General features: G+C 64.5%; 15 protein-coding genes and 1 pseudogene. 6 read left to right on the plus strand and 10 right to left on the minus strand.

Features of this window, described 5'->3' with window-relative positions; genetic code table 11:
- The 5 genes and pseudogenes from ASE66_RS33980 to ASE66_RS15125 form a co-directional block, all read right to left on the minus strand.
- Positions 1-308 (minus strand): annotated as a pseudogene (locus tag ASE66_RS33980) (hypothetical protein); the annotation flags it as partial.
- A 14-nt stretch (positions 309-322) separates the two neighbouring features.
- Positions 323-1,084 (minus strand): SDR family NAD(P)-dependent oxidoreductase, encoded by a 762-nt coding sequence (locus tag ASE66_RS15110; RefSeq protein ID WP_057190524.1) that lies wholly within the window; start codon positions 1,082-1,084, stop codon positions 323-325.
- Positions 1,077-1,979: an ABC transporter permease gene (locus tag ASE66_RS15115; RefSeq protein ID WP_200964603.1), complete on the minus strand. Its 903-nt coding sequence runs from the start codon at positions 1,977-1,979 to the stop codon at positions 1,077-1,079. The genes ASE66_RS15110 and ASE66_RS15115 overlap by 8 nt, the downstream gene beginning before the upstream one ends.
- 4 nt (positions 1,980-1,983) lie before the next feature.
- Positions 1,984-2,925: an ABC transporter permease gene (locus ASE66_RS15120; protein ID WP_244494932.1), complete on the minus strand. Its 942-nt coding sequence runs from the start codon at positions 2,923-2,925 to the stop codon at positions 1,984-1,986.
- Between the two features lie 12 nt (positions 2,926-2,937).
- Positions 2,938-3,675 (minus strand): FadR/GntR family transcriptional regulator, encoded by a 738-nt coding sequence (locus ASE66_RS15125; RefSeq protein ID WP_057190525.1) that lies wholly within the window; start codon positions 3,673-3,675, stop codon positions 2,938-2,940.
- Positions 3,676-3,911: 236 nt separating this feature from the next.
- Between ASE66_RS15125 and ASE66_RS15130 the strand changes: the two genes are divergently transcribed.
- The 4 genes from ASE66_RS15130 (at position 3,912) to ASE66_RS31410 (ending at position 7,713) form a co-directional block, all read left to right on the plus strand.
- Positions 3,912-5,471: an ABC transporter substrate-binding protein gene (locus tag ASE66_RS15130; RefSeq protein ID WP_057190526.1), complete on the plus strand. Its 1,560-nt coding sequence runs from the start codon at positions 3,912-3,914 to the stop codon at positions 5,469-5,471.
- The gene (locus ASE66_RS15135) at positions 5,471-6,394 is read left to right on the plus strand and encodes a 2-hydroxyacid dehydrogenase (RefSeq protein WP_057190527.1); all 924 of its coding nucleotides are present in this window, start codon (positions 5,471-5,473) and stop codon (positions 6,392-6,394) included. The genes ASE66_RS15130 and ASE66_RS15135 overlap by 1 nt, the downstream gene beginning before the upstream one ends.
- Positions 6,395-6,529: 135 nt before the next feature.
- Complete coding sequence (locus ASE66_RS32110; protein ID WP_156412168.1) at positions 6,530-6,793, plus strand: hypothetical protein; 264 nt, start codon at positions 6,530-6,532, stop codon at positions 6,791-6,793.
- A gap of 665 nt (positions 6,794-7,458) precedes the next feature.
- Complete coding sequence (locus ASE66_RS31410) at positions 7,459-7,713, plus strand: hypothetical protein (RefSeq protein WP_156412169.1); 255 nt, start codon at positions 7,459-7,461, stop codon at positions 7,711-7,713.
- Positions 7,714-7,794: 81 nt separating this feature from the next.
- Here the strand turns inward: ASE66_RS31410 and ASE66_RS15140 are convergent, their stop codons facing one another.
- From ASE66_RS15140 to ASE66_RS15160, 5 genes are all read right to left on the minus strand, one after another.
- Positions 7,795-9,537 (minus strand): hypothetical protein, encoded by a 1,743-nt coding sequence (locus tag ASE66_RS15140; RefSeq protein ID WP_057190528.1) that lies wholly within the window; start codon positions 9,535-9,537, stop codon positions 7,795-7,797.
- Positions 9,538-9,788: 251 nt separating this feature from the next.
- Positions 9,789-11,471, minus strand: coding sequence for an aspartate-alanine antiporter (gene aspT / locus ASE66_RS15145; RefSeq protein ID WP_057190529.1), 1,683 nt, complete (start codon positions 11,469-11,471; stop codon positions 9,789-9,791).
- Between the two features lie 99 nt (positions 11,472-11,570).
- The gene (locus ASE66_RS15150) at positions 11,571-13,193 is read right to left on the minus strand and encodes a bifunctional aspartate transaminase/aspartate 4-decarboxylase (protein WP_057190530.1); all 1,623 of its coding nucleotides are present in this window, start codon (positions 13,191-13,193) and stop codon (positions 11,571-11,573) included.
- A 49-nt stretch (positions 13,194-13,242) separates the two neighbouring features.
- Entirely contained in the window at positions 13,243-14,934 is a 1,692-nt protein-coding gene (aspT, locus tag ASE66_RS15155; RefSeq protein ID WP_057190531.1) for an aspartate-alanine antiporter, read from the minus strand.
- A gap of 40 nt (positions 14,935-14,974) precedes the next feature.
- Entirely contained in the window at positions 14,975-17,737 is a 2,763-nt protein-coding gene (locus ASE66_RS15160; protein ID WP_057190532.1) for a decarboxylase, read from the minus strand.
- A gap of 285 nt (positions 17,738-18,022) precedes the next feature.
- Between ASE66_RS15160 and ASE66_RS15165 the strand changes: the two genes are divergently transcribed.
- Positions 18,023-18,283, plus strand: coding sequence for a hypothetical protein (locus ASE66_RS15165; protein WP_156412170.1), 261 nt, complete (start codon positions 18,023-18,025; stop codon positions 18,281-18,283).
- A 212-nt stretch (positions 18,284-18,495) separates the two neighbouring features.
- The gene (locus ASE66_RS15170; RefSeq protein WP_320409770.1) at positions 18,496-20,055 is read left to right on the plus strand and encodes a DUF3300 domain-containing protein; all 1,560 of its coding nucleotides are present in this window, start codon (positions 18,496-18,498) and stop codon (positions 20,053-20,055) included.
- Positions 20,056-20,098: the final 43 nt, after the last annotated feature.

Below are 20,098 nucleotides of genomic sequence, written 5' to 3' on the forward strand. Positions count from 1 at the left end.
ATATCGAGGCAGGCCATCTCGATCGCGGCATAGAGGCGGGCATTGGAGAGATAGTAGATCGCCCGCAGCGTCTTCAGCTTGATCAATTCGAGATGGAACGGGTCCATGCCGATGATGCGCGGCTTCAGCTTCATCAGCGCGCCGCGCTGGTCACCGCCGCCGACCTCGCCCAGGCCGATGATGCCCTCGTCGGTGATCAGTTCGAGGATGGTGCGCAGGAAATAGCCGGGATGGACCCCGGTATTGTGGCGAAGCTGCGCATTGAGCGGGATCGCTACGCAGCGCACCCTCATGTCGACGATCTTCATCGGCCAAAATCTCCCTAGAGATGCATGCCGCCATCGACGAAGAGCGTCGTGCCGGTGATGTAGCGGGCGGCGTCGGAGGCCAGGAACAGCGCGACCTCGGCGCAATCCTCCGGTGTGCCGGGGCGGTTGGCCGGGATGCGGGCGAGCACGGTCTCGCGATAGGCGGGCTCGGCCAGCGCCTCGCGATTGCGCGCGGTCGCGATGGCGCCCGGCGCCAGCACATTGCAGGTGACGCCGCTGGCCGCGACCTGGCGGGCGATGTTGCGGACCATGCTCTCCAGGGCCGCTTTGCTCGCGGCGTAGGCGAGCATGTCGGGGTGCTCCTTGACCTGCTGGATCGAGCCGATCGCGATCAAGCGGCCGAAACCGCGCTCTGCCATGGCCGGAACGAAGGCCTGCATCAACCTGTAATTGGCGGCGAGATTGAGCTCCCATTGCCGATCGAGCGCGGCCCGCTCGAAGCCGTGCCAGGGCGCCCGTTCCTGCAAGGCGGCGTTGAGGACGAGGATGTCGATCCCGCCGAGCTGGCCCGTCGCCCCGGTGATCAACTGTTCGACGTCGGCAGTGCGGGTCAGGTCGGCGGCAATGCCGAATGCCGCCCCCGCCGCACGGCAGGCCGTGTCGAGCTCGTTGCCTGCCGTCGGGCCGTTGAGGCAGACGGTGGCGCCGGAGCGCGCGAGCGCGGTTGCGATGGCAAGGCCGATGCCTTGTGTCGCGCCGGTGACGAGCGCCCGGCGATCCGTCTGGTCGGCCTGGAGGTGTGCCGGCTCAGCCATTGCCGTCGCCGAGCCGGGCGTCGAAGGCGTCGCGCACCGCATCGCCGAGGAAGTTCAGCGCGAGCACGGTCAGGAAGATGGCGAGCCCGGGAAAGAAGCTCATCCACCAGGACTGGTAGAACTGGATGCCGGTCGCGACCATGTAGCCCCAGCTTGGCGTCGGCGGCTGCACGCCCAGGCCGAGGAAGGAAAGAGCGCTTTCGGTGATCAGCGCCTGTGAGGCCGAGAGCGAACCGTAGACGATGACGTTGCCGGAGACGTTCGGCCAGATGTGCCGGAACAGGATGCGAAAGGGCCGCGCGCCGGCCGCCTGCGCCGCCACGACATAATCGGCCTCGCGCAGCGTCAGTACCTCTGCGCGCACCAGCCGGGCGAAGCCAGGCATCTTGGTGATCGCGATGGCGAGCATGACATTGACGAGATCGGGGCCGAGCACCGCGACGATCGAAAGCGCCAGCACCAGCAGCGGGAAGGCGAGGAAGGCGTCCATGACGCGCATGATCAGCGCGTCCCAGCGCCCGCCGAGCCAGCCGGAGACAAGCCCGAGCAGCGAGCCTGCGACCAGCGCGAGCCCGATTGCGAAGATCACGACCTGCAGCGAGACCGTGGCGCCGTGCAGGACGCGCGCGAGCACGTCGCGGCCGATTTCGTCGGTGCCGAACCAGTGCGCCGCGCTCGGCGGCATCGAAAATGCGTCCGGGTCGATATCGATCGGCGAATGGGGCGAGAGCCATGGCGCCAGCAGGCCGAGCGCGACAATGACGGCGAGCACGATCGTGCCGAACCGGCCTTGCCAGGAGCCGAGGATGCGACGCAGGATGATCGCCCCGGGCGAGAGCTGGGCCCGTGGCGTCGGCGCGGCGGAGGAGGGCATCGGTCCGGTCACGGCCGCCATCGCCTCACGCCTTCACGCGCGGGTCGAAGGCCCGGTAGAGCAGGTCGGTCAGCAGGTTCACGGCGAAGACCGCTATGACGATGAACAGGATCGCGCCCTGGATGACCGGGAAGTCACGCTGGAAGATGCCGTCGACCAGCATGCGGCCGAGGCCGGGCAAGGCGAAGACCGTCTCGGTCACGACCGCGCCGCCGAGCAGGGCTCCGATCTGCAGGCCGATGACGGTGACGATTGGGATCAGCGCATTGCGCAGCGCGTGCCGGATCAGGACCAAGCGCTCGCTCAGTCCCTTGGCCCTTGCGGTGCGGATATAGTCCATCGACAGCACCTGCAGCATCGACGCGCGGGTCTGGCGCATGACGAGCGCGGCGAAGGCGGTGCCGATCGTCAGCGCCGGCATCACCATGAGCATCAGGTTGCCGCCGGGATCGTCGAAGAAGCGGATATGGCCAGAGGGCGGCAGCCAGCCGAGCTTGAGCGAGAACAGCATGATCAGCAGCACGCCCATCCAGAAATAGGGCACTGCGACCGAGGACATGGCGATGAGGCTCGCTGCCACGTCGATCAGGCTGCCACGGAAGCGCGCGGCCAGGATGCCGGCCGGCATGCCAATCGCGACGGCGATAAGGATCGAGAGGAAGCCGAGCTCGAGCGTCACCGGGATGCGCGCCGCCAGCATCTCGCCAACATCCTCGCGCGTGCGCAAGGAGCGGCCGAAATCGCCCTGCACGACGCGCGCGAGCCAGGTCACGTAGCGGACCGGAGCCGGCTGATCGAGGCCGTACTCGACGCGCACCGCGGCGCGCTGCTCCGGGCTCGCCTGCTCGCCGAGGATGGTGACGGTCGGGTCGCCCGGCAGCAGGTTGGTGAGCGCGAAGACGATGATCGTCACGAAAAAGGCCACCGGCAGCATCTGCGCGAGCTTCTTGGCAAGGTATGGCAGCACGGCCGCGATCCCTCAGTAGCGATCGAGCCGGCGGTGGTCGCGGGCGATCTCGGCGATGACGGCGTCGGACACCGCGAAATGGGTGGTCATGGCGAGGCGCGCCGCGGCGGGATCGCGGGCCTTGATCGCATCGACGATGGCCTGATGGCGGGCAACCGTCGCGGCGGGGTCACGCAGGTCGCGCTGCATGCCGAGCGCGCGCTGGGTGAACTTGATGGTGTCGACGAGCGCGCTGACCAGATGCTCCAGCAGCGCGTTGCCGGAGCAGCGGGCCAATGCGACATGGAAGGCGAGGTCACCCTGCAGCCAGCGCTCGAAATCGCCGTCGATATTGGCCCGCATCTTCTCCAGCGCGACCTCGACCGGCTCCAGTTGGAGCGGCGTCGCCCGCTCGGCGGCAAGCGCCGCGACCTCGACCTCGATGGCGCGCCTGAGCTCGACTGCTTCGCGCAGGCCATTGTCGGTGACACGGACGGCGAGGCGCAGGAACTGGTCGAGCGGGGCGACCGAAAGCCCCTTGATCGTGGTCGGCTTGCCCTGCTGGATCTGCACGATGCCGAGCGCGGAGAGGCGCCCCAGCGCCTCCCGCACCACCGGCTTCGAGACGTTGAGCCGCTTGGCGAGCTCGGATTCCGACGGAAGCTGGTCGCCCGGGCGATAAACGCGCTCGGCGACGCGGTCGATCACGAACTGCGTCACCGCTTCGGTCAGGCGCTGCTTGTCAGGTTGAAGGGCGGCGATCTCACTCATAACATATCAGATAGGTTGTCTTGAAGAGCCCGTCAACAGGGCGATGCCGGTTGATGGCAGCCGTTCGTGAACACTTCGCCGGTAGGCCTTGCAATGCGATACGGCAATCGGTTCTGCCGAAGTGCAGTGCCGCTTTGCGCCGGTGGGCAAAAACCGATTGCTTATCTCATAACATATCTGATAGGTGGCTTTTCGTCGGCGCCAGACCGAGAGCGCCTTGGGAGGAGGTCACGCCAATGGCCCTGATTTCACGTCGCGGTCTCTTGCTGGGCGCGTCCGGTGCGGGTCTCATCGCCGGGCTGCCCGGCCTTGCCTTCGCGCAAGGGGCCCCGGTGCGCGGCGGTACCATCGTCGCCTCGATGGACCTGCAGCCGAAGAGCCTCGACCCGATCATGGGCGATGCGCCGACCTCGGATCGTTACGCCCTGATCCAGATGTTCGAAGGCCTGCTGAAGTTCGATGTGCAGGGCAATCTCCAGCCCTCGCTGGCGACGAGCTGGCAATGGTCGGAAGACAAGAAATCCGTCGTCTTCAAGCTGCGCGAGGGCGTCGCTTTCCATGATGGCGAGCCCTTCGACGCCGAGGCGGCAGTTTACAACATCTCGCGCGTCGTGGCGCCGAACTCGACTGCGCCGCGCAGCCCCGATCTCGCCGACATCGCCGGTGCCGAGGTGGCCGGGCCGATGGTCGTCAAGATCAACCTGAAGCAGCCGTCTGGCGCGGCGCTGGCCTCGCTCGCAGTGGAGGCGGGCATGATGTGCTCGCCGGCGGCGCTGAAGAAGCTCGGCCAGGATTTCGGCCGCCAGCCGGTCGGCACTGGCCCGTACAAGTTTGCGGAATGGGTCGGTGGCAGCCAGATCCGCTTCGTCCGGAACGAGCGCTATTGGCGCGACGGTGCTGACGGCAAGAGGCTGCCCTATGCCGATGCCGTGACGCTGCGAATCATCCCGACCACGGCGGTCAAGATGGTCGAGGTCAAGTCGGGTGGGGTGCACCTCGTCGACGGCGTCACGCCACGCGATTTCGAAGAGGTCGAGAAGAACCCGGCGCTGAAGCTGGTCGCGGTCCCGCCGGGCATCGCACAATGGCTGACCTTCAACGCCTCCAAGGGCATCTTTGCCAATCCGCATCTGCGCGCCGCGGTCAACCACGGCATCGACCGCAACGTGTTGATGAAGGGTATCACCCGCGGCTTCGGCGCGGTGACGCCGACCTGGGTTCCGCCGAGCGACTGGTCCTATGACGCGAGCGTGCCGCAGCCGAAGCTCGATCCGGCCAAGGTCCAGGCCTTGCTCAAGGAGGGCGGGCAGCCCAACGGTTTCACCTGCAAGCTCTCGATCATCCAGCGCGATCCCGACACGCAGGTCGCGCAGATCGTCCAGGCCCAGCTCAAGCCGTTCAAGATCAACATGGAGATCGAGATCCTGGAGCGGCAGGCCTGGGTGCCGAAGGTGCTCGGCCTGCAACACGAATTGGCGATGGGCCGCGTCAATGTTCCCCGCGCCGATCCCGACCACGTCTTCGGCCCGTTCTTCGGGCGCGCGGCGGCGCAGAACTGGTCCGGAATCAAAGACGAGGAGATCTTCAAGCTGGTCGATCAGGGCCGGGAGGAGACCGAACAGGCCAAGCGCAAGGCGATCTATAAGGAGCTCCAGACCGCGCTGAACAGGAACGACTACTACTCCTGGCTGTTCTTCCGCGAGGCGCGTCATGTCGCGCGCAAGGAACTCCAGAACATCGTGCTCGATTCCGGCGGCGCCTGGCAGCTCGCCGAAGCTTGGCTCGCCAAGGCCTGATGCAGCCTGTCACCATCCTCGTTCTCTCGGCCGGGGTGCCCGCGGCGACGATCGCGGCGCTGGCGGAGCGCTTCGACGTGCTCGGGCCAGGTAGCCACAACGAGATCGAGGCGCTCGTTTCCGCGCATGGCGCCCGGATCCGCGGCATCGCCACAACGGGCAAGGCGCGGCTGGACCGTGCCTTGCTCGCCAGACTGCAGGCGCTCGAGCTTGTCGCTTGCTACAGCGCCGGGCTGGACAAGATTGATACCGAAGCTCTTGCCGAGCGCGGCATCCCTCTCACCAACAGCTCAGCGGCGCTCGCCGATGAGGTCGCCGATCTCGCTATCGCGCTGATGGTCATGGCCCGTCGCCGGCTAGTCGCGGCAGATGCCCATGTCCGCAGCGGCGCCTGGATCAAAGCTGCCTTTCCGCTCGGTCGCTCGGTGACGGGACTACGCCTCGGCCTGCTCGGCCTCGGCCATATCGGCAGCGCCATCGCCCGCCGCGCCAAGGCGATGGGCATGCAGCCACGCTACTGCACGCGCCGGCCCCTCGCCGGCTGCGCCTATTCCTATCATGCCGATGCGCGGGCGCTCGCCGCCGACAGCGATGTCTTCGTGATTGCCTGCCCGGGCGGGCCGGCCAATCGTGGCCTGGTCGACGGCAGCGTCATTGCAGCGCTGGGACCCTGCGCGACGCTGGTCAACATCGCACGCGGTGAGATCGTCAACGAGCCGGCGCTCATCGAAGCGCTGGCGTCGGGACGGCTTGGCAGCGCCGGGCTAGACGTCTTCGCCGGCGAGCCGAACGTCCCGCTGGCCCTGCGGGAGCTGGACAATGTCGTGCTGGCTCCTCATCTCGGCAGCGCGACTATCGAGACTCGGGATGCCATGGGCGAGAGCGTCGTCCGATCTCTGGAGTGGCTGTTGAACCCAGTGTGAAAACGGATGGTCTTGGCCGACTTCTCCGCCCGATTATCGCTCTGAGCGGCAGTGTCAGCTCGTAGGCGATCTGTCGATGCCCGCTTTTGGCGCAATCCGGAGTGGCGGGATGAAGCGATTGAGGCGATCGGCTCCATGATCGAGAAGATCGTCGTTACGCCGCGTGCTGTCTGCGGCGTTTTGCTGGAGCTTCACGGCGACCTTTCGCGGATTCTGGCCGTTTGCGCCACGAACGCAAAAACCCCGCCTCGGGAGGAGACGGGGTTTTTGATGACTGGGATATTTTGGTTGCGGGGGCCTGAAACCACCGAGAGTAAACATGCCGCATGCTGCTTCTGGCGGGAGCCAGGGCCAATTTTATCCCGGTTGATCGGCGTCAGCTCTGCGCCAATTATGTGAAGAAGTCGGCGCTGGGACGGCGGTCGACGAGGGCTGAATGGCTCGGCCGGAAGGTGTTCGCCCTCATGCCGCCAGAGGTCGCCTCAGGAGGGGTGCCCCAGTTCAGCGGCTCTCAGCGTCGACCTCTGCTGCGCTGAAGCGCTGACTTCTTCAACACAATCGGCCCCTAGCTGACATTCAGCGTGTCCGGTTTCCGGGGCCGCGCCTGAAGGCAGCGTGACACCAGAGCCGCAGCGCTGATCTCTTGCCCACCGGCTCTGGAGCGCCCACTAGCAGAAACCGTACTGGGAATACCGCGGAAATATCTTGCCCCAAAGGTCAATAGAAATTGACTTTGAACGAGGGCCTATAGGCGATCCCAGCAATTCGGAAAGCCTTTGCTTCGCGCGCGGGCACGGCACCCTGCGGAGGTCACGTGATTCACCACTGTCTTTATGTGCCGCTCTTCATACGTCTGACCACGGCATGCGTTCCACGCGATGCTGTGGTGCGGACTTCCAACGGCCCAGGATAGGCGCATCCGGCGATCGCCTCGACAAAATGATTCCTTCGAAAACAGCTTACGGCGCCAAAGCCCTTGACCCGTCAGTCAAAATGAAGCGGTGCGGCAGAGGATTCTAGATCGACGCCTACACCTCAAAACACATCGGTCGATGGAGGCGCGCATGAAGCTTTCGATCACTCTGTTGGCGGCATTGATTGGCTTGATCATGGCCAGTACCGGCGAGGTTCGCGCTGTCGTCTACTGTCAGTACATCAACTATCCGGCTGGCTGTATTGCAGCACCCGGCGTTGTCCTGCGCCCCCGGCCGGTCGCCCGTGCCGTGGCCACTCCCGGTGTTGGCGCACCGGGCGTCGGCGTGCGGCCGGGAACCCCGATGAACCGCGGCGGGCCGGTCAACCGCGCCGGGCGCCGTTGAGGCTGCGGCCGCCAGAATCGCGAACGCCGCCTCCTCGACCTTCCATCGAACCTGGCAATCCCATGTGTCGGGCTTACGCGTTCAGTTGCTTTTCCCGACCGGGAACCCTGCTCGCCGCGCCCCTTCGGTCAGTTTCTCTCGATCACTGGCGGTAAAATTCCGCATTGCCAGCTCGGCCGCGAAATTGTCGAAGAAGCGCGGCCGCATCTTCTGGAACTGATCGACGCTCTCGGCGCGCTCGTGCTCCAAGCCGGCACGAGCGAAGATGAGTGCGGCGACAAAATGATAGAATGAGAACCTCGGCAGATCCACCCGCTTGATCCATTCGACGGCGAGCTGATCGTTTCCCATCATGTAGTATGCGAGGGCCATAAGCCCTGTGTAATAGCTCGCCTGGCTCGGATTTCTGGCCAGAGCGTCTTCCATCATCGCAACGCCACGTTTCCAATCGCCGGCCTGAGCAATCCGACTGCCGAACTCGGCCAATATCTCTGTGTCGTTCGGGTTGAACGCCAGCGCTTTCGCGCCGATCTCAAGGGCAGCGTCCGGCATCCGGCTGAAGAACAGGACCGTCATCAGTGCCTGAAGCGCTCGGGCATTGGTGCCATCGAGTTCGACCGCGCGCTCCGCGGTCTGGCGTGCCCGATCCGTTCCGAACGGCGGCGGCCCGCGTCTATTGAGCTCGAAGCGATCCTCGTCCAGGTACAAATATGCCAGCATCGCCCAGCCCGTCGAATAGGTAGGGTAATCGGCGATCGTCTTTTCCAGACAATCGCGCGTTGCGGAGTGCTCCTCGCCATCGAGCACCTTCCGGTAATGATAGAAGCGTAAGATACACAGATAGGCCTCTGCATTCCCTGCGGTCTGCGTCAAAGAATTCTGCGAAACAGGCGCAAAGATCGCGCCATAAGGCTGCGCGACCGCTGCCGCCACCTTCGCTGCAATGTCAGCCTCGATCTCGAAACTTCCTGCTCCCCTCAGGGTTCGATCATAAATCTGGCTCCAGACGATCCTCCAGCTCTGACGGTCAATCAGCCTGGCCGACACACGTAGCTGGTCGTTTGCGACTCGAACCCCGCCGGCGAGCAGATACCGAGGACCGGCAAACAGATCAGTGGCATTCGCCCTTTGGCCCGGAGCGTTCGGAAGGCCTCCGACGACCTTTAAATCCCTGAACCGAGCCAGCTGGGTGAGCAATTCGTCGGAAATGCCGGATGCGTAGAGCGCTCCCGGCGCCCCGGACAGGTTCGCGAACGGGAGAACCTCGATCGTGATCTCCGGACTGGGAAGCCTTTTCGGCGAGCCGATCCACACCCAAATCACGGCCAGGATGAGCACCAGCGCGATCGACAGGACAACCGCAAATCGACCGGAGCGCCGAAGTCGCGCCCAGAGCGCCTGCGCCAGCGGAACACGCATGCCCTGCGGATCGACATCGGCCTCCACCGAATGCTCGCGACCGGTCCACTGCAGTGTGGGAATATAGGTTCCCTTCGGGATGTCGATCCGGATCGGGTCTTCGCGGCCGGAGAGCAGATAATATCGCTCCAAGGCACGGCGGAGGCGCCCCGCCTCGATACGCACCACCGGATCGTTCATCGTGTCGAAGTTATCGCCGCGACCGAAAACCTCCTTGGCGATCACATAGGCCTTGAGGCGATTGCCTCGCCCCGCCAGCGCTTCTTCGACGACAAAGGTCAGGAAATTCCGCAGCCGCCCCGTTGCCGCGAAATCGGCACTCTTCAAGATCCGATCGACCTGTTTTCGAACCGCGTCGACGTCTACGCCGTCATGATCGCCGCGATGGGCTCCAGGGCCGCTCATGACGTTGCACCCTCATATGAGGGGAATAGTATTTACGACTCAGTTCGCAGACAAGCTAACGATATAACTCTAATACCTAAGTATTTTAACTAAATTGGATGAGTAATTGGACTAGTCCGCTTCCGAGATGCGAGTCTGGACAGGCTCGCTGTCCGCAAATGTGAACCACCGTCAACATTCTGACAATGATCAATGTCAAAGAGCAGATGGAGGTCGCTTCATTCGCAGGCGCGGATCAACCACGGGTTCGTTCAGATCGACATCAGAGCCACAAGAACGGGCCCCCAGGCCGTCAGCAGGATATTACCGATCGCATAGGGCACCGTATAGCCAAGTGCCGGGATACTGCTCTGCGCCTCGTCCTGAACGGCCCGCAACGCGGCAGTGATCGTGCCAGCTCCGGCGCAGGCGCCCAATACGATGAGTGGATCCATCTTCAGGACGTATCGGCCGAACAGGATGCCGATCGTGTGCGGCAGCAGCGCGGAAACCAGGCCGACCGCGACGAGACTGAGCCCGGTCGTGCTCAGCCCCGACACGAAGCTCGGACCGGCGCCCAGGCCGACGATACCGATGAACATGCATAAGCCGAGCGTATCGAAGATCCAGATCGCCGGCTCGGGAATGCGGCCGAAATAGGGATAGGCCGACCTCAGCCACCCGAAGACGAGGCCCATGACCAGGGCCCCACCGCTGGCGGTCAGCGTCAGCGGCACGCTACCGACGACCACCGTCAGCAGGCCGACGAGCCCACCGAGGAAGATGCCGAAGCCGACGAAGACCATGTCGGTCGCCGACGTACGCCGATCGGGATAGCCCAGTTCAGCCGCAGCCCGCTCGACGCTCGGCAGCGGACCGACGATCGAAAGCACATCTCCACGATTGACCCTGCTTTCGGCGCCGATCGGCATGTCGACGCCCGAGCGCATCAACTTCGACAGAAAGACGCCGCGGGCGAATTGCGCTTTCGCCAGCTCGGCCAGCGATCGCCCATCCAGCGCGCGATTGCTCAGGACCACGTCGAGTGACTCGATCGGTATGTCGAGGAGAGCCGGATCGCTGACCTCCATACCGATCGTGTCGCCGCGATCGGTATGGATTTCCTGCCGTGCCATCACGGCGATGACGTCGTCTTGACGAAGGACCAGGTCGGGCGCCGGCTCGAGCAGCGCTTCTCCGCGGCGAATGCGCAGGATGTAGGCCCGCGCCGCCTTGGGCAGGGCCTCGAGCTCGGCGACCGTTCGCTCGAAGAGCTCGCTGTTGGCAATGCGATAGGCCCGGACATCGAACCCCCTTGCGGCTGAGACCACGCCCTCTTTCTCGGCCGCCGCCGCCGTCGACTGCGAACGCATGGCCGCGATCGTCTTCAAGTCGACGCCCATCAGTTTGGGCCCGATCTTGGGAAGGAACCAAACCAGCGAGGCTGTGCCGACGAGATAGGTGACGGCATAGGCCACCGGGATATTGTTGATGAGTGCTGTCCGCTCCGCCTCCGGCAAGGGTAGACGCTGGATCGCCTCGCCCGCCGTGCCGATCACCGTCGATTCCGAGAAAGCCCCGGCAAGCAGACCGGCGGCGGTGCCGATATCGTAGCTGAGCAACTTGGCGAACAGCAGCGCCGTCAGCAGGCAGGTCACGCAGAGGACCACCGTGAGCGCCACCTGCGGCAGGGCGTCACGCTTCAGGGCGCGGAAGAATTGCGGCCCGACCTTGTAGCCGGTGGTGAAGAGAAAAAGGTCGAAAAAGACCGTCTTGACCTGTGGCGAGACCTTGATGTCGAGCTGTCCGATCAGAACGCCCGCCAGCAGGCAGCCGACGACGATGCCGAGGCTGAAGCTGCCGAACTTCAGCCGGCCGATCAGGAAGCCTATGGCGATGGTGAGGAAGATCGCGAGTTCCGGGCTCTCGCGCAGCGCGTTCGCGACATAGCTCATGGGCCGCCTTCACGAGGCACGAAAACCACGGATCGGGCCGATCCCCGATCCGCCAGATTGTCTGGGCGGCTTGCCACCGAACCGCCCGGGCCAGATCACTTATTTGCCTGGTGCCTGCTTTCCGGCCTTGTAGGCCTCGAAAGCCTGGCGATAGCCGCGCGCGACGGCACGCGTCGCCCGGCCGATCTGGCCATAGACCTCGTCATCGAGATTGGCGAAGGAGACGCGGACCGACCAGTCCGGCGCATGGAAGCCGCCACCGTTGAGCAGGACGATGCCGTGGTCCTCCGCCAGGCGGAAGACGATATCGAGCGGGTGGACGTGCTCCTTCATGTAAGCGACCACCTCGGGGCCGACATATTTGTTGGCCCAGAACTCGAAATCGACGAGGCCATAATAGCGGTCGTGCAGCGCGTTCTCCGGAACCTCGATGCCGAGCCCTTCGATCATCTTCTGCGCCCGGTTGTTGACGATCTCCATGCAGGTCTTCTGGTAGAGCTTGGCCTCGTCCATCATCTCCGACAGCGAGAACAGCGACATCATCACCTGCTGCGGCAAAGAGAGGCCGGCGGTGTGATTGAGCGCGATGTCGCGGCTGTCGGCGACAATGCGGTCGATCAGCTTCATCTCGCGTGGCTTCAGCGTCAGCGGGCCGTAGCGCGTGTCGAGCGCCGCCAGGATCTTGTCCGGGTGGTTCGCGATCGCCTTGTCGAAGATGTTCTCGCGATGGATCGCGATGACGCCGAGGCGCCAGCCCGTGCAGCCGAAGTACTTGGAGTAGGAGTAGACGCCGATCGTGTTCTTTGGCAGCGCCCCGAGCAGGCCGCGGAAGCCCTTCACGAAGGTCCCGTAGACATCGTCGGTCAGCAGCAGGAGGTCGGGGCGCTTCGTCTGGACCAGCGCGACGATCTTGCCGATGGTCTCCTGGCTCAAAGCGACCGCATAGGGGTTGCCGGGATTGACGACGAAGAACGCCTTGACCTTCGGGTCCTCGAGCTTCTTCAGCTCCTCATCGGTGAACTGGAAGCGGTTTTCCTGCGGCGCCGCGATGCTGATGACGTTGAGGCCGTAATCCTCGAGATGCGGCATTTCGAGATAGGGCGTGAAGATCGGCGTCGCCAGCGCGATGGTGTCGCCGGCATTCAGCAGCCTGTTGGCCTTCAGCGACTTGAAGATGTAGCACATCGCCGCCGTGCCGCCCTCGACCGCGTAAAGGTCGAACTGCCCGGACGGGCGCGGCTCGCCGCACATCGCCCACATCAGATATTCGTGCACGATGCGCTCATTGTGGACGAGCATGCGATCCGGCACCGGGTAGTTGTCGCCGATGATCGAGTCGACCAGCTCGTGGACGAACGCATCGGGCTTGAAGTCGAACTTCTTGACCGCGAAAGCGACCATCTTGCTGAGGAAGGTCGCGCCGGGCGAATCCTTGTGCTCTGCCAGCCAGGCCTCCAGCCGGCCGGCGATGCCGTCGGCCTTGGGCATGCCGCCGATGCCGGCGGGCTTGTTCATGACGCGGCGGCTCTCTGTGATCGCGAACTGGCCGAGCAGGAAGAAGCCTTCGCGCGGCGTCATCGCTACCCAGTTCGGATTGCCGCGCCCAGCATTGAGCAGCGCGATCGAGGAGGTCTGGGCAGTCAGCTTGGCGAGGCGGATCAGCTCGTCCTTGATCTCGAAGGGGCTGAGTTTCTCGAAGCTGCGCAGAGTGACGGGATCCATGACAGTTCTCCGAAATTCGCGTCGTTTCAAAGAGTTATAACGTTGTCGGCTAGGTCATGAGCAGGATGATCACCATGCCCCAGATCGTGAGCAGCGTGTTTCCGACGGCATAGGTCACGGTGTAGCCGAGAGCTGGGACCTGGCTGCCAGCGGTCTCGCAGATCATGCCGAGCGCGGCTGTCGTGGTCCGGGCGCCGGCGCAGGCGCCGAGCAGGATCGCCGGGTCGAAGCGGAAGATGTACTTGCCGGCGAACATCGCCAGGATCAGCGGTATCGCCGTGGCGACCGCGCCCCAGAGGAAGAGACCGACGCCCTGGGTCTGGAGGCCCTTGACGAAGCCCGGCCCGGCCGAGATGCCGACGACCGCAATGAACATGTTGAGGCCGACCGAATTCATGAACCAGACGGTCGAACTCGGGATGCGGCCAAAGATCGGGCGCACCGAACGCAGCCAGCCGAAGACCAGGCCGGAGATCAGCGCTCCGCCTGCCGTCGACAGCGTCAGCGGAACGCCCGACACCTTGAAGACGATCGCACCGATGAGGGCGCCAAGCACGATGGCGCCGCCGATGAAGGCTACATCCGCCACATCGCTCGGGCGATCGGCATGCCCCAGGGCCTTGGAGACCGCGGCAATGTCCTGGCTGCGACCGACGACGGTGAGGATGTCGCCGCGGTGGATCATCGTCTCCGGCAGGATCGGGATGCTGACCGCAGTCGCGCCACGGACGATCTTGCGGAGGAAGACGCCGCGCGCCGTCGGCAAATGCGACAGCTGGGTCAACGTCTTGCCGTCGACATCCTTGCTGGTGACGTAGATGTCGATGCCCTCGGCCTTCAGGTCGAGCAGCTCGGGATCCTCGATTTCATCGGCGTTCTGGCCGATCAGGGTGACGAGGGTCTCACGCGGCCCGGCCAGTGCGATGACGTCGCCCTCCTGCAGGACCGTGTCGGCGGTTGCGTCTTCGATGGCACCGTTGCGGCGGATGCGCTCGACGAAGACGCGGGCGTCGGGCACCAACGCCTCGGCCTCCGCAGCGCGCATGCCGGCTACCTTCGCGCCGGGGCGCAGGCGGAAGGCTCGCAGTTCGAAGCGGCGCCAGGCGGAGCCCGGCCCGCCGATCTCCTTGGCGCCGCCGAGCCTGGCTTCATAGTCCTTGCAGGCTTGGCGCAGGTCGATGCCGAGCAGCTTGGGGCCAAGCTGCGCGAGCACGATCGCGGAGCCGACCGTGCCAAAGATATAGGTCACGGCGTAAGCCACCGGCATAGCGTCGAGATATTCCTTGGTCTGTTCTGCCGAGAGCCCGAGCCGGTTGATCGCGTCGGTTGCCAGGCCCATCGAGGCGGAAATCGTCTGGGATCCCGCATAGAGGCCGGCGGCATAGCCTGGATGATAACCCGCGACCTTGGCGACCACGACGGCGCTGGCGAGGCAGAAGACGCAAACCAGCGCCGCGAACACGGCTTGCGGAGCGCCGTCCTTGGCGATGCCGCGCACGAATTGTGGCCCGACGCCGTAGCCGACTGCGAACAGGAACATCAGGAAGAAGGTCGACTTGACGTTGGAGGAGATCGTGATGCCGAGCTGACCTATGATCACCGCGGCGATGAGCGTCGACGTCACGGCGCCGAGGCTGAAGCCCTTATAGGCGAAGCCGCCGACGTAATAACCGATGGCGAGCGACAGGAAGAGCGCGATCTCCGGATAGGTGCGCAGCGTGCTGACGAACCAGTCGAACATGACGATCCCTCATTTTCAGTGTTCAGGACCTGAGCGCTGGCTATGCCGCCTGCGACTTCTTTCGGCCGTTGCCCGTAACGTGGCTTTTCTTGCTGATGAGCGCGTCCGGCTTCAGCAATTTGAGACCCTTTGCCTTCTCGTAGCCGTGGATTTCCTTCACATCGAGCTTGCGCATGAAGGTGATCGTTTCGTGCGTCACCACCTGTCCCGGCACCAGGATGGGGAAGCCGGGCGGATAGGGGATCACGAAGCTCGCCGAGATCAGCGCCGGTCCCTTGTCGATCCGGCGATCACAGTCCGGGCTGTCGATGCGTAGATACTCACATTGCTTTTCGGCATAGGCGGCGAAGAAAGCGCTTCGGATATCGCCTTCTGGCGTCGTCTCGCCGGCATCGCCACGGAAAGCATCGTGGAAATGGCTGAAGTCAGGCAGATCGGGCACTTCATTCATCAGGCTGTGCACACGGGCCGCGAAGGCCTTTTGCTCCGCCTCGCCGCCGCGCTGCAGCCTCGCCTCGATCTCGTTGCTGATCTTGAGCAGGACGCTGATCAGCAGCGCGACGTCGCTGCGCGTATTGTTGATGTTCGACTGCAGCAGGACCGAGTTTCGCGAGGTCTTGTTGACCTGGATGTTGTACTGGGCGGCGAGCAGCCCCTTGAAGCTCGTGCCATCGAAGCCCGCGGTGCCGCAGACCAGGGTCATGCGGGTCGGGTCGAGGCAGAACTCGTCCTCCCGCATGCTGCGGAGCTGATCGTCCCAGCGTGTGTCGGGCGCGAGGAAGTCGACGAAGCCGCTGCTGCGGTATTCCTTCGGCACCATCCCGTCAGCGCCGACGATCCGGAAATATTTCGAGATGAGCGGGTGGATCGCGACCTCGCGCCGGATGTCGAGCGCCACCTCGATCGCGTTCATGACCAGGCCGTAGCCCTCGAGCTCCATCTGGCGCCGGGCGACGTCGAGGCTGGCAATGAGCTGCTGGTTCGGGCTCGTCGAGGCATGGGTGAACACCGCCTCGTGGAACTGCGCTTCGACCTTGTTGAAGTCGACGTCCTTGACCAGGACCATCGAGCCCTGCCGGATCGCCGACATCGACTTATGGGTGGAGTTGGTCTGGTAGACGCGCAGGCGCACCGCGCGCGGATCCGGCACGAGGCGGGTATCCAGCAACTTGTCGATCGACGGTTTGCCGCCGAGTTCCTTGCGCTGCCGCTCATATTGGACGACCGAAGCGGGGTCGCGGAGCCAGGCCTCGATATCGGCGGCCGCCCCCATTGCGGTCCGTGGCCGCAGGAAGGGCGACCAGCGCGCGAAGCCGAACCAGGCCTCGTCCCACAGGAAGATCAGGTCGGGCTTGATGGCGAGGCATTCCTCCATCACACGCCGAGTGTTGTAGATGTGACCGTCGAAGGTGCAGTTGGTCAGATCGACCATCTTGACGCGGTCGAGCCGGCCTTCCGCCTCGAGATCGAGTAGCGCCTTCTTGATCGTGCGCAGCGGCACGGCGCCATACATCGAGAATTCCACCATCGGGAACGCCTCGACGTAGAACGGCTGGGCCCCGCTCAGCACCAGCCCGTAATGGTGCGATTTGTGGCAGTTGCGGTCGAGAATCACGATGTCGCCGGGCGCGATCAGCGCCTGCAGCACCATCTTGTTCGAGGTGCTGGTGCCATTGGTGACGAAGAACACATGCTCGGCGCCGAAGGCACGCGCCGCCATCTCCTGCGACCGCTTGATGTTGCCGGTCGGCTCCAGCAGGCTGTCGAGGCCGCCGGTGGTGGCGCTGCTTTCCGCCAGGAAGAGATTGATGCCGTAGAACTGCCCCATGTCGCGGATCCAGGGCGAGCGGAACACCGATTTGCCGCGCGCGATCGGCAGCGCGTGGAAGGTGGCGATCGGCCTCTGCGCATAGAGCTTCAGATTGTCGAAGAAAGGCGTCTCGAAGCGGGCCTTGATGCCTTCCAGCACCGAAAGATGCAGCTCGAGCGGCTCCTCGATCTGGTACATCACGCGACGGATCATCGCGGCTCGCGGGTCGCCGGCAAGCTTCTCGACGCGTCGATCCGAGAGCAGGTAGATGTCGAGTTCCGGCCGGATTGCCTTCAGACCTGCCGCCAGTCGCAAAGCCAGATCGGCTTCGTCGACCTTGTCGAGCAGGGGCTGCTGCGCCGCGAGCACGCTGCGCAGAACGGGCGCATCATGGGCCGAGCGCAAGGCAAAGCCTTCATAGATGGCGACAGCGGCAATGTCCGGGTTCAGCACAGCTGCGCAAATCGCGTCCTCGAGGCTGCCGACCAGGATCGCCTCGTAGACGAAGGTATCCTCGGCGCGGCGCAGCCGGCGGAATTCAGCGGCCATGCTCGGCCAGCGCCCGGCCGGAGCTGGCGTCACGGTCAGCATCTCGAAATAGGGGCGGTGGACGGCGCCCTCCCCGAGCGTCGCCGGCAAGACATCGACCGGCTCTGCGAGAGACAGATCGACCGCCTGCCACTCCTTGGAGTCATGCTTGTAGTTGCCGGTGATGATCGCGAGCGATATCCGCTTGGCGAGAGCAAGGAAGCCGTTTGCGTCTTCGTTCTTCAGCCGCTCGCGCAACGCGGCGATCAGTTCGCCGCCCGGAAATGCGTGGAACTCCTCCATCGCACCGAGCTCGTCCAGCGCGGCTCCCACGGCCTGCTTCGGCTGCGCTCCCTTCGCCCAGAACCGCGCGATCGCATGCAGATCGCGCCAGCGATCAGTGCGGCCCGAAGGGGCCGAGAAAAAGTGATCGATGGAGCGCGCGTCCTCGAGGGTGGAGGCCATTTCGAGCCCTTTCCTTGACCGCCAAAACTGCGAGCCACAGCCGCATCGCGTCGAGAGAGGTGCCCCAACACCTGGGCCTCTGTGCGCAGTTAAGTCTCAGGAAAACTCAACATAAGAACCGCCGCCGGCGTATTGTCCTTAGGTACAGGTTCTCGTCGCGCCGGATCGTTTAGTATTGCCCTTCAGTCTCGACAGAAATTAATCCGGCGGCAGAGCCTCGACGGGCCTTCCGGAGACGGTCGGTGCTTACCCTGTCGGATAGCCTTGTTCATGGGGGTTCAAGTCATGATCAAAAGCATCGCTTTCGGATTAACCTTGTTCCTTGGCTTGAGTATTATCACTGGCCTGATCGGTCTCCGATCAGCTTCGGCGTGCAATAGAACGGCTGGATGCGCCATGGATAGCTTATTGGAAGATCACATGATGATGCAGAACGGTAAGATGAAAGACGCGATGGCCGCAGGCAAAGACAATATCGATGCCTTCCACCGATTGCAGGAAGCTGAGCGGCGGTTCGGTGCGGGCGCGAGTGCACCAAGGCGGTGAAACAAAGATGCCGCAATCTAATACTGTCGGTTGCTAGGTAACTGCTTTCTCTGCCCGCCCACCCTCGACGCTCTGTATGGATCCGACGGAGAGAGGCGATGTACCTTCGCATAGCTCTGGCTTGTCTCGTCGCGAGCGGATTGAGCCCTCGCGCGCTTGCCCAAACGCAAGCGCCTCAGCCCTCCTCCGCGACCGCAGCCACGGCAACCGCCGTGCCGAGCGAGCAGGTTCTGAGCAAAGCGCAGCTCGACGCGCTCGTCGCCCCGATAGCGCTGTATCCCGACGTGCTGGTGGCTCAGATCCTGATGGCCTCGACCTACCCGCTCGAGGTGGTACAGGCCGAACGCTGGGTTGCCGCCAACAAGCAGCTCAAAGGGGATCAGCTCACCGCTGCTGCCGAGCAGCAACCATGGGACAGCAGCGTCAAGGCGCTCGTCGCAGCGCCCGAGGTACTCGAAAGGCTGAGCAAGAATCTCGACTGGACCCAGAAGCTCGGCGACGCGGTCCTGGCCCAGCAGCCTGACCTGATGGACGGCATCCAGCGCCTGCGCTCGCGCGCGCATGAAGGCAAGAAACTCTCCTCCGGCTCACAGCAGACGGTGGTCGTCCGCCAGGAGAACGACAGGCAGATCATCGCGATCGAGCCGACGACACCCGAGACGATCTATGTGCCCCAATACGATCCGGCCGTCGTCTACGGCACGTGGCCCTATGCGGATACGCAACCCTATTACTTTCCGGCTCCCGGCTACATCGCCGCCGGTGTGATCGCGACGGGGCTTGCCTTCGGCGCCGCGTACGGCTTGGGCCGCTGGGCCTCGAACGGCAATTACTGGGGCGGAAACATCAATTGGAACAACAACAACATCAATATCGACCGCAACCGGGTGACGCATTGGCAGCATAATCCGCAGCACCGCCACGGCGTCCAATATCGCAACAACACCGTCCAGCAGCGCTTCGGCAACAACAACATCCGGGCGGGCAGCGAGGGGCGGATGGACTTCCGGGGCCGTGGCGGCGACCAGGTTCTGCGGCCCGGCGGCGGTGACCGCGGCCCGGGCGACATCCGGTCCGGCCCGCGCCCGGAGCAGCGGCCAGGAGGAGGACGGGTCGACGCCGGCAACCGCCCGGGCCCCGGCGCCAATGTCGGCGACCGGCGAGCCGGCGATCGCGCCGGTCCCGGCCAGTCCAGGCCTGGCGGCGGCGCAGCAGGGCGGCCTGCGCAGCGCCCGTCCACCGCGCGCCCGGCCCAGCCCAGGCGTGACGGCGCCTTCGGCAATGTGCAGTCCGGCCGCGCCGCGAACATGCAATCGCAGCGCGGGCGGGCGAGCTACGCCAATTCCGGTGCCGCCCGCGGCATGGCTGGCCCCAGGCCGTCGGGCGGGCGCGGAGGCTTCAGCGGCGGCGGAGCCCGCATGGGCGGAGGACATATGGGCGGCGGAGCGCGCATGGGAGGCGGCGCAAGGGCGGGGGGCGGGGCACGGGCAGGCGGAGGCCGCCGGTCCGACATCGCGCTGAAAACCGATATCGAGCTCCTGGGCCGGTTTACGAACGGGATCGGCCTGTATCGCTTCGCCTATCACGGCTCCGGCAAGACCTATGTCGGCGTCATCGCCCAGGAGGTCCAGGGCGTGATGCCGCAGGCGGTGTGGCGTGGCGCGGATGGCTATCTGCGCGTCGACTACGACCGGCTCGGAGTGCGGTTTCAGACATTCGAGAAATGGCAGGCGTCAGGTGCGCCCCTGCCGGCCACGACGACATCGCACTGATCGCAAGCGGTCCGGGCACTGACTCCAGAAATCGAAGGACGGA

The sequence above is a fragment of the Allobosea sp. Root483D1 genome (assembly GCF_001429505.1).
Lineage (GTDB): Bacteria > Pseudomonadota > Alphaproteobacteria > Rhizobiales > Beijerinckiaceae > Allobosea.

Coding starts and splice junctions, on each gene's coding strand:
- ASE66_RS15110 (WP_057190524.1), bottom strand. CDS start 1,084: ATGGCTGAGCCGGCACACCTCCAGGCCGACCAGACGGATCGCCGGGCG.
- ASE66_RS15115 (WP_200964603.1), bottom strand. CDS start 1,979: ATGGCGGCCGTGACCGGACCGATGCCCTCCTCCGCCGCGCCGACGCCA.
- ASE66_RS15125 (WP_057190525.1), bottom strand. CDS start 3,675: ATGAGTGAGATCGCCGCCCTTCAACCTGACAAGCAGCGCCTGACCGAA.
- ASE66_RS15130 (WP_057190526.1), top strand. CDS start 3,912: ATGGCCCTGATTTCACGTCGCGGTCTCTTGCTGGGCGCGTCCGGTGCG.
- ASE66_RS15135 (WP_057190527.1), top strand. CDS start 5,471: ATGCAGCCTGTCACCATCCTCGTTCTCTCGGCCGGGGTGCCCGCGGCG.
- ASE66_RS32110 (WP_156412168.1), top strand. CDS start 6,530: ATGATCGAGAAGATCGTCGTTACGCCGCGTGCTGTCTGCGGCGTTTTG.
- ASE66_RS31410 (WP_156412169.1), top strand. CDS start 7,459: ATGAAGCTTTCGATCACTCTGTTGGCGGCATTGATTGGCTTGATCATG.
- ASE66_RS15140 (WP_057190528.1), bottom strand. CDS start 9,537: ATGAGCGGCCCTGGAGCCCATCGCGGCGATCATGACGGCGTAGACGTC.
- aspT (WP_057190529.1), bottom strand. CDS start 11,471: ATGAGCTATGTCGCGAACGCGCTGCGCGAGAGCCCGGAACTCGCGATC.
- ASE66_RS15150 (WP_057190530.1), bottom strand. CDS start 13,193: ATGGATCCCGTCACTCTGCGCAGCTTCGAGAAACTCAGCCCCTTCGAG.
- aspT (WP_057190531.1), bottom strand. CDS start 14,934: ATGTTCGACTGGTTCGTCAGCACGCTGCGCACCTATCCGGAGATCGCG.
- ASE66_RS15160 (WP_057190532.1), bottom strand. CDS start 17,737: ATGGCCTCCACCCTCGAGGACGCGCGCTCCATCGATCACTTTTTCTCG.
- ASE66_RS15165 (WP_156412170.1), top strand. CDS start 18,023: ATGATCAAAAGCATCGCTTTCGGATTAACCTTGTTCCTTGGCTTGAGT.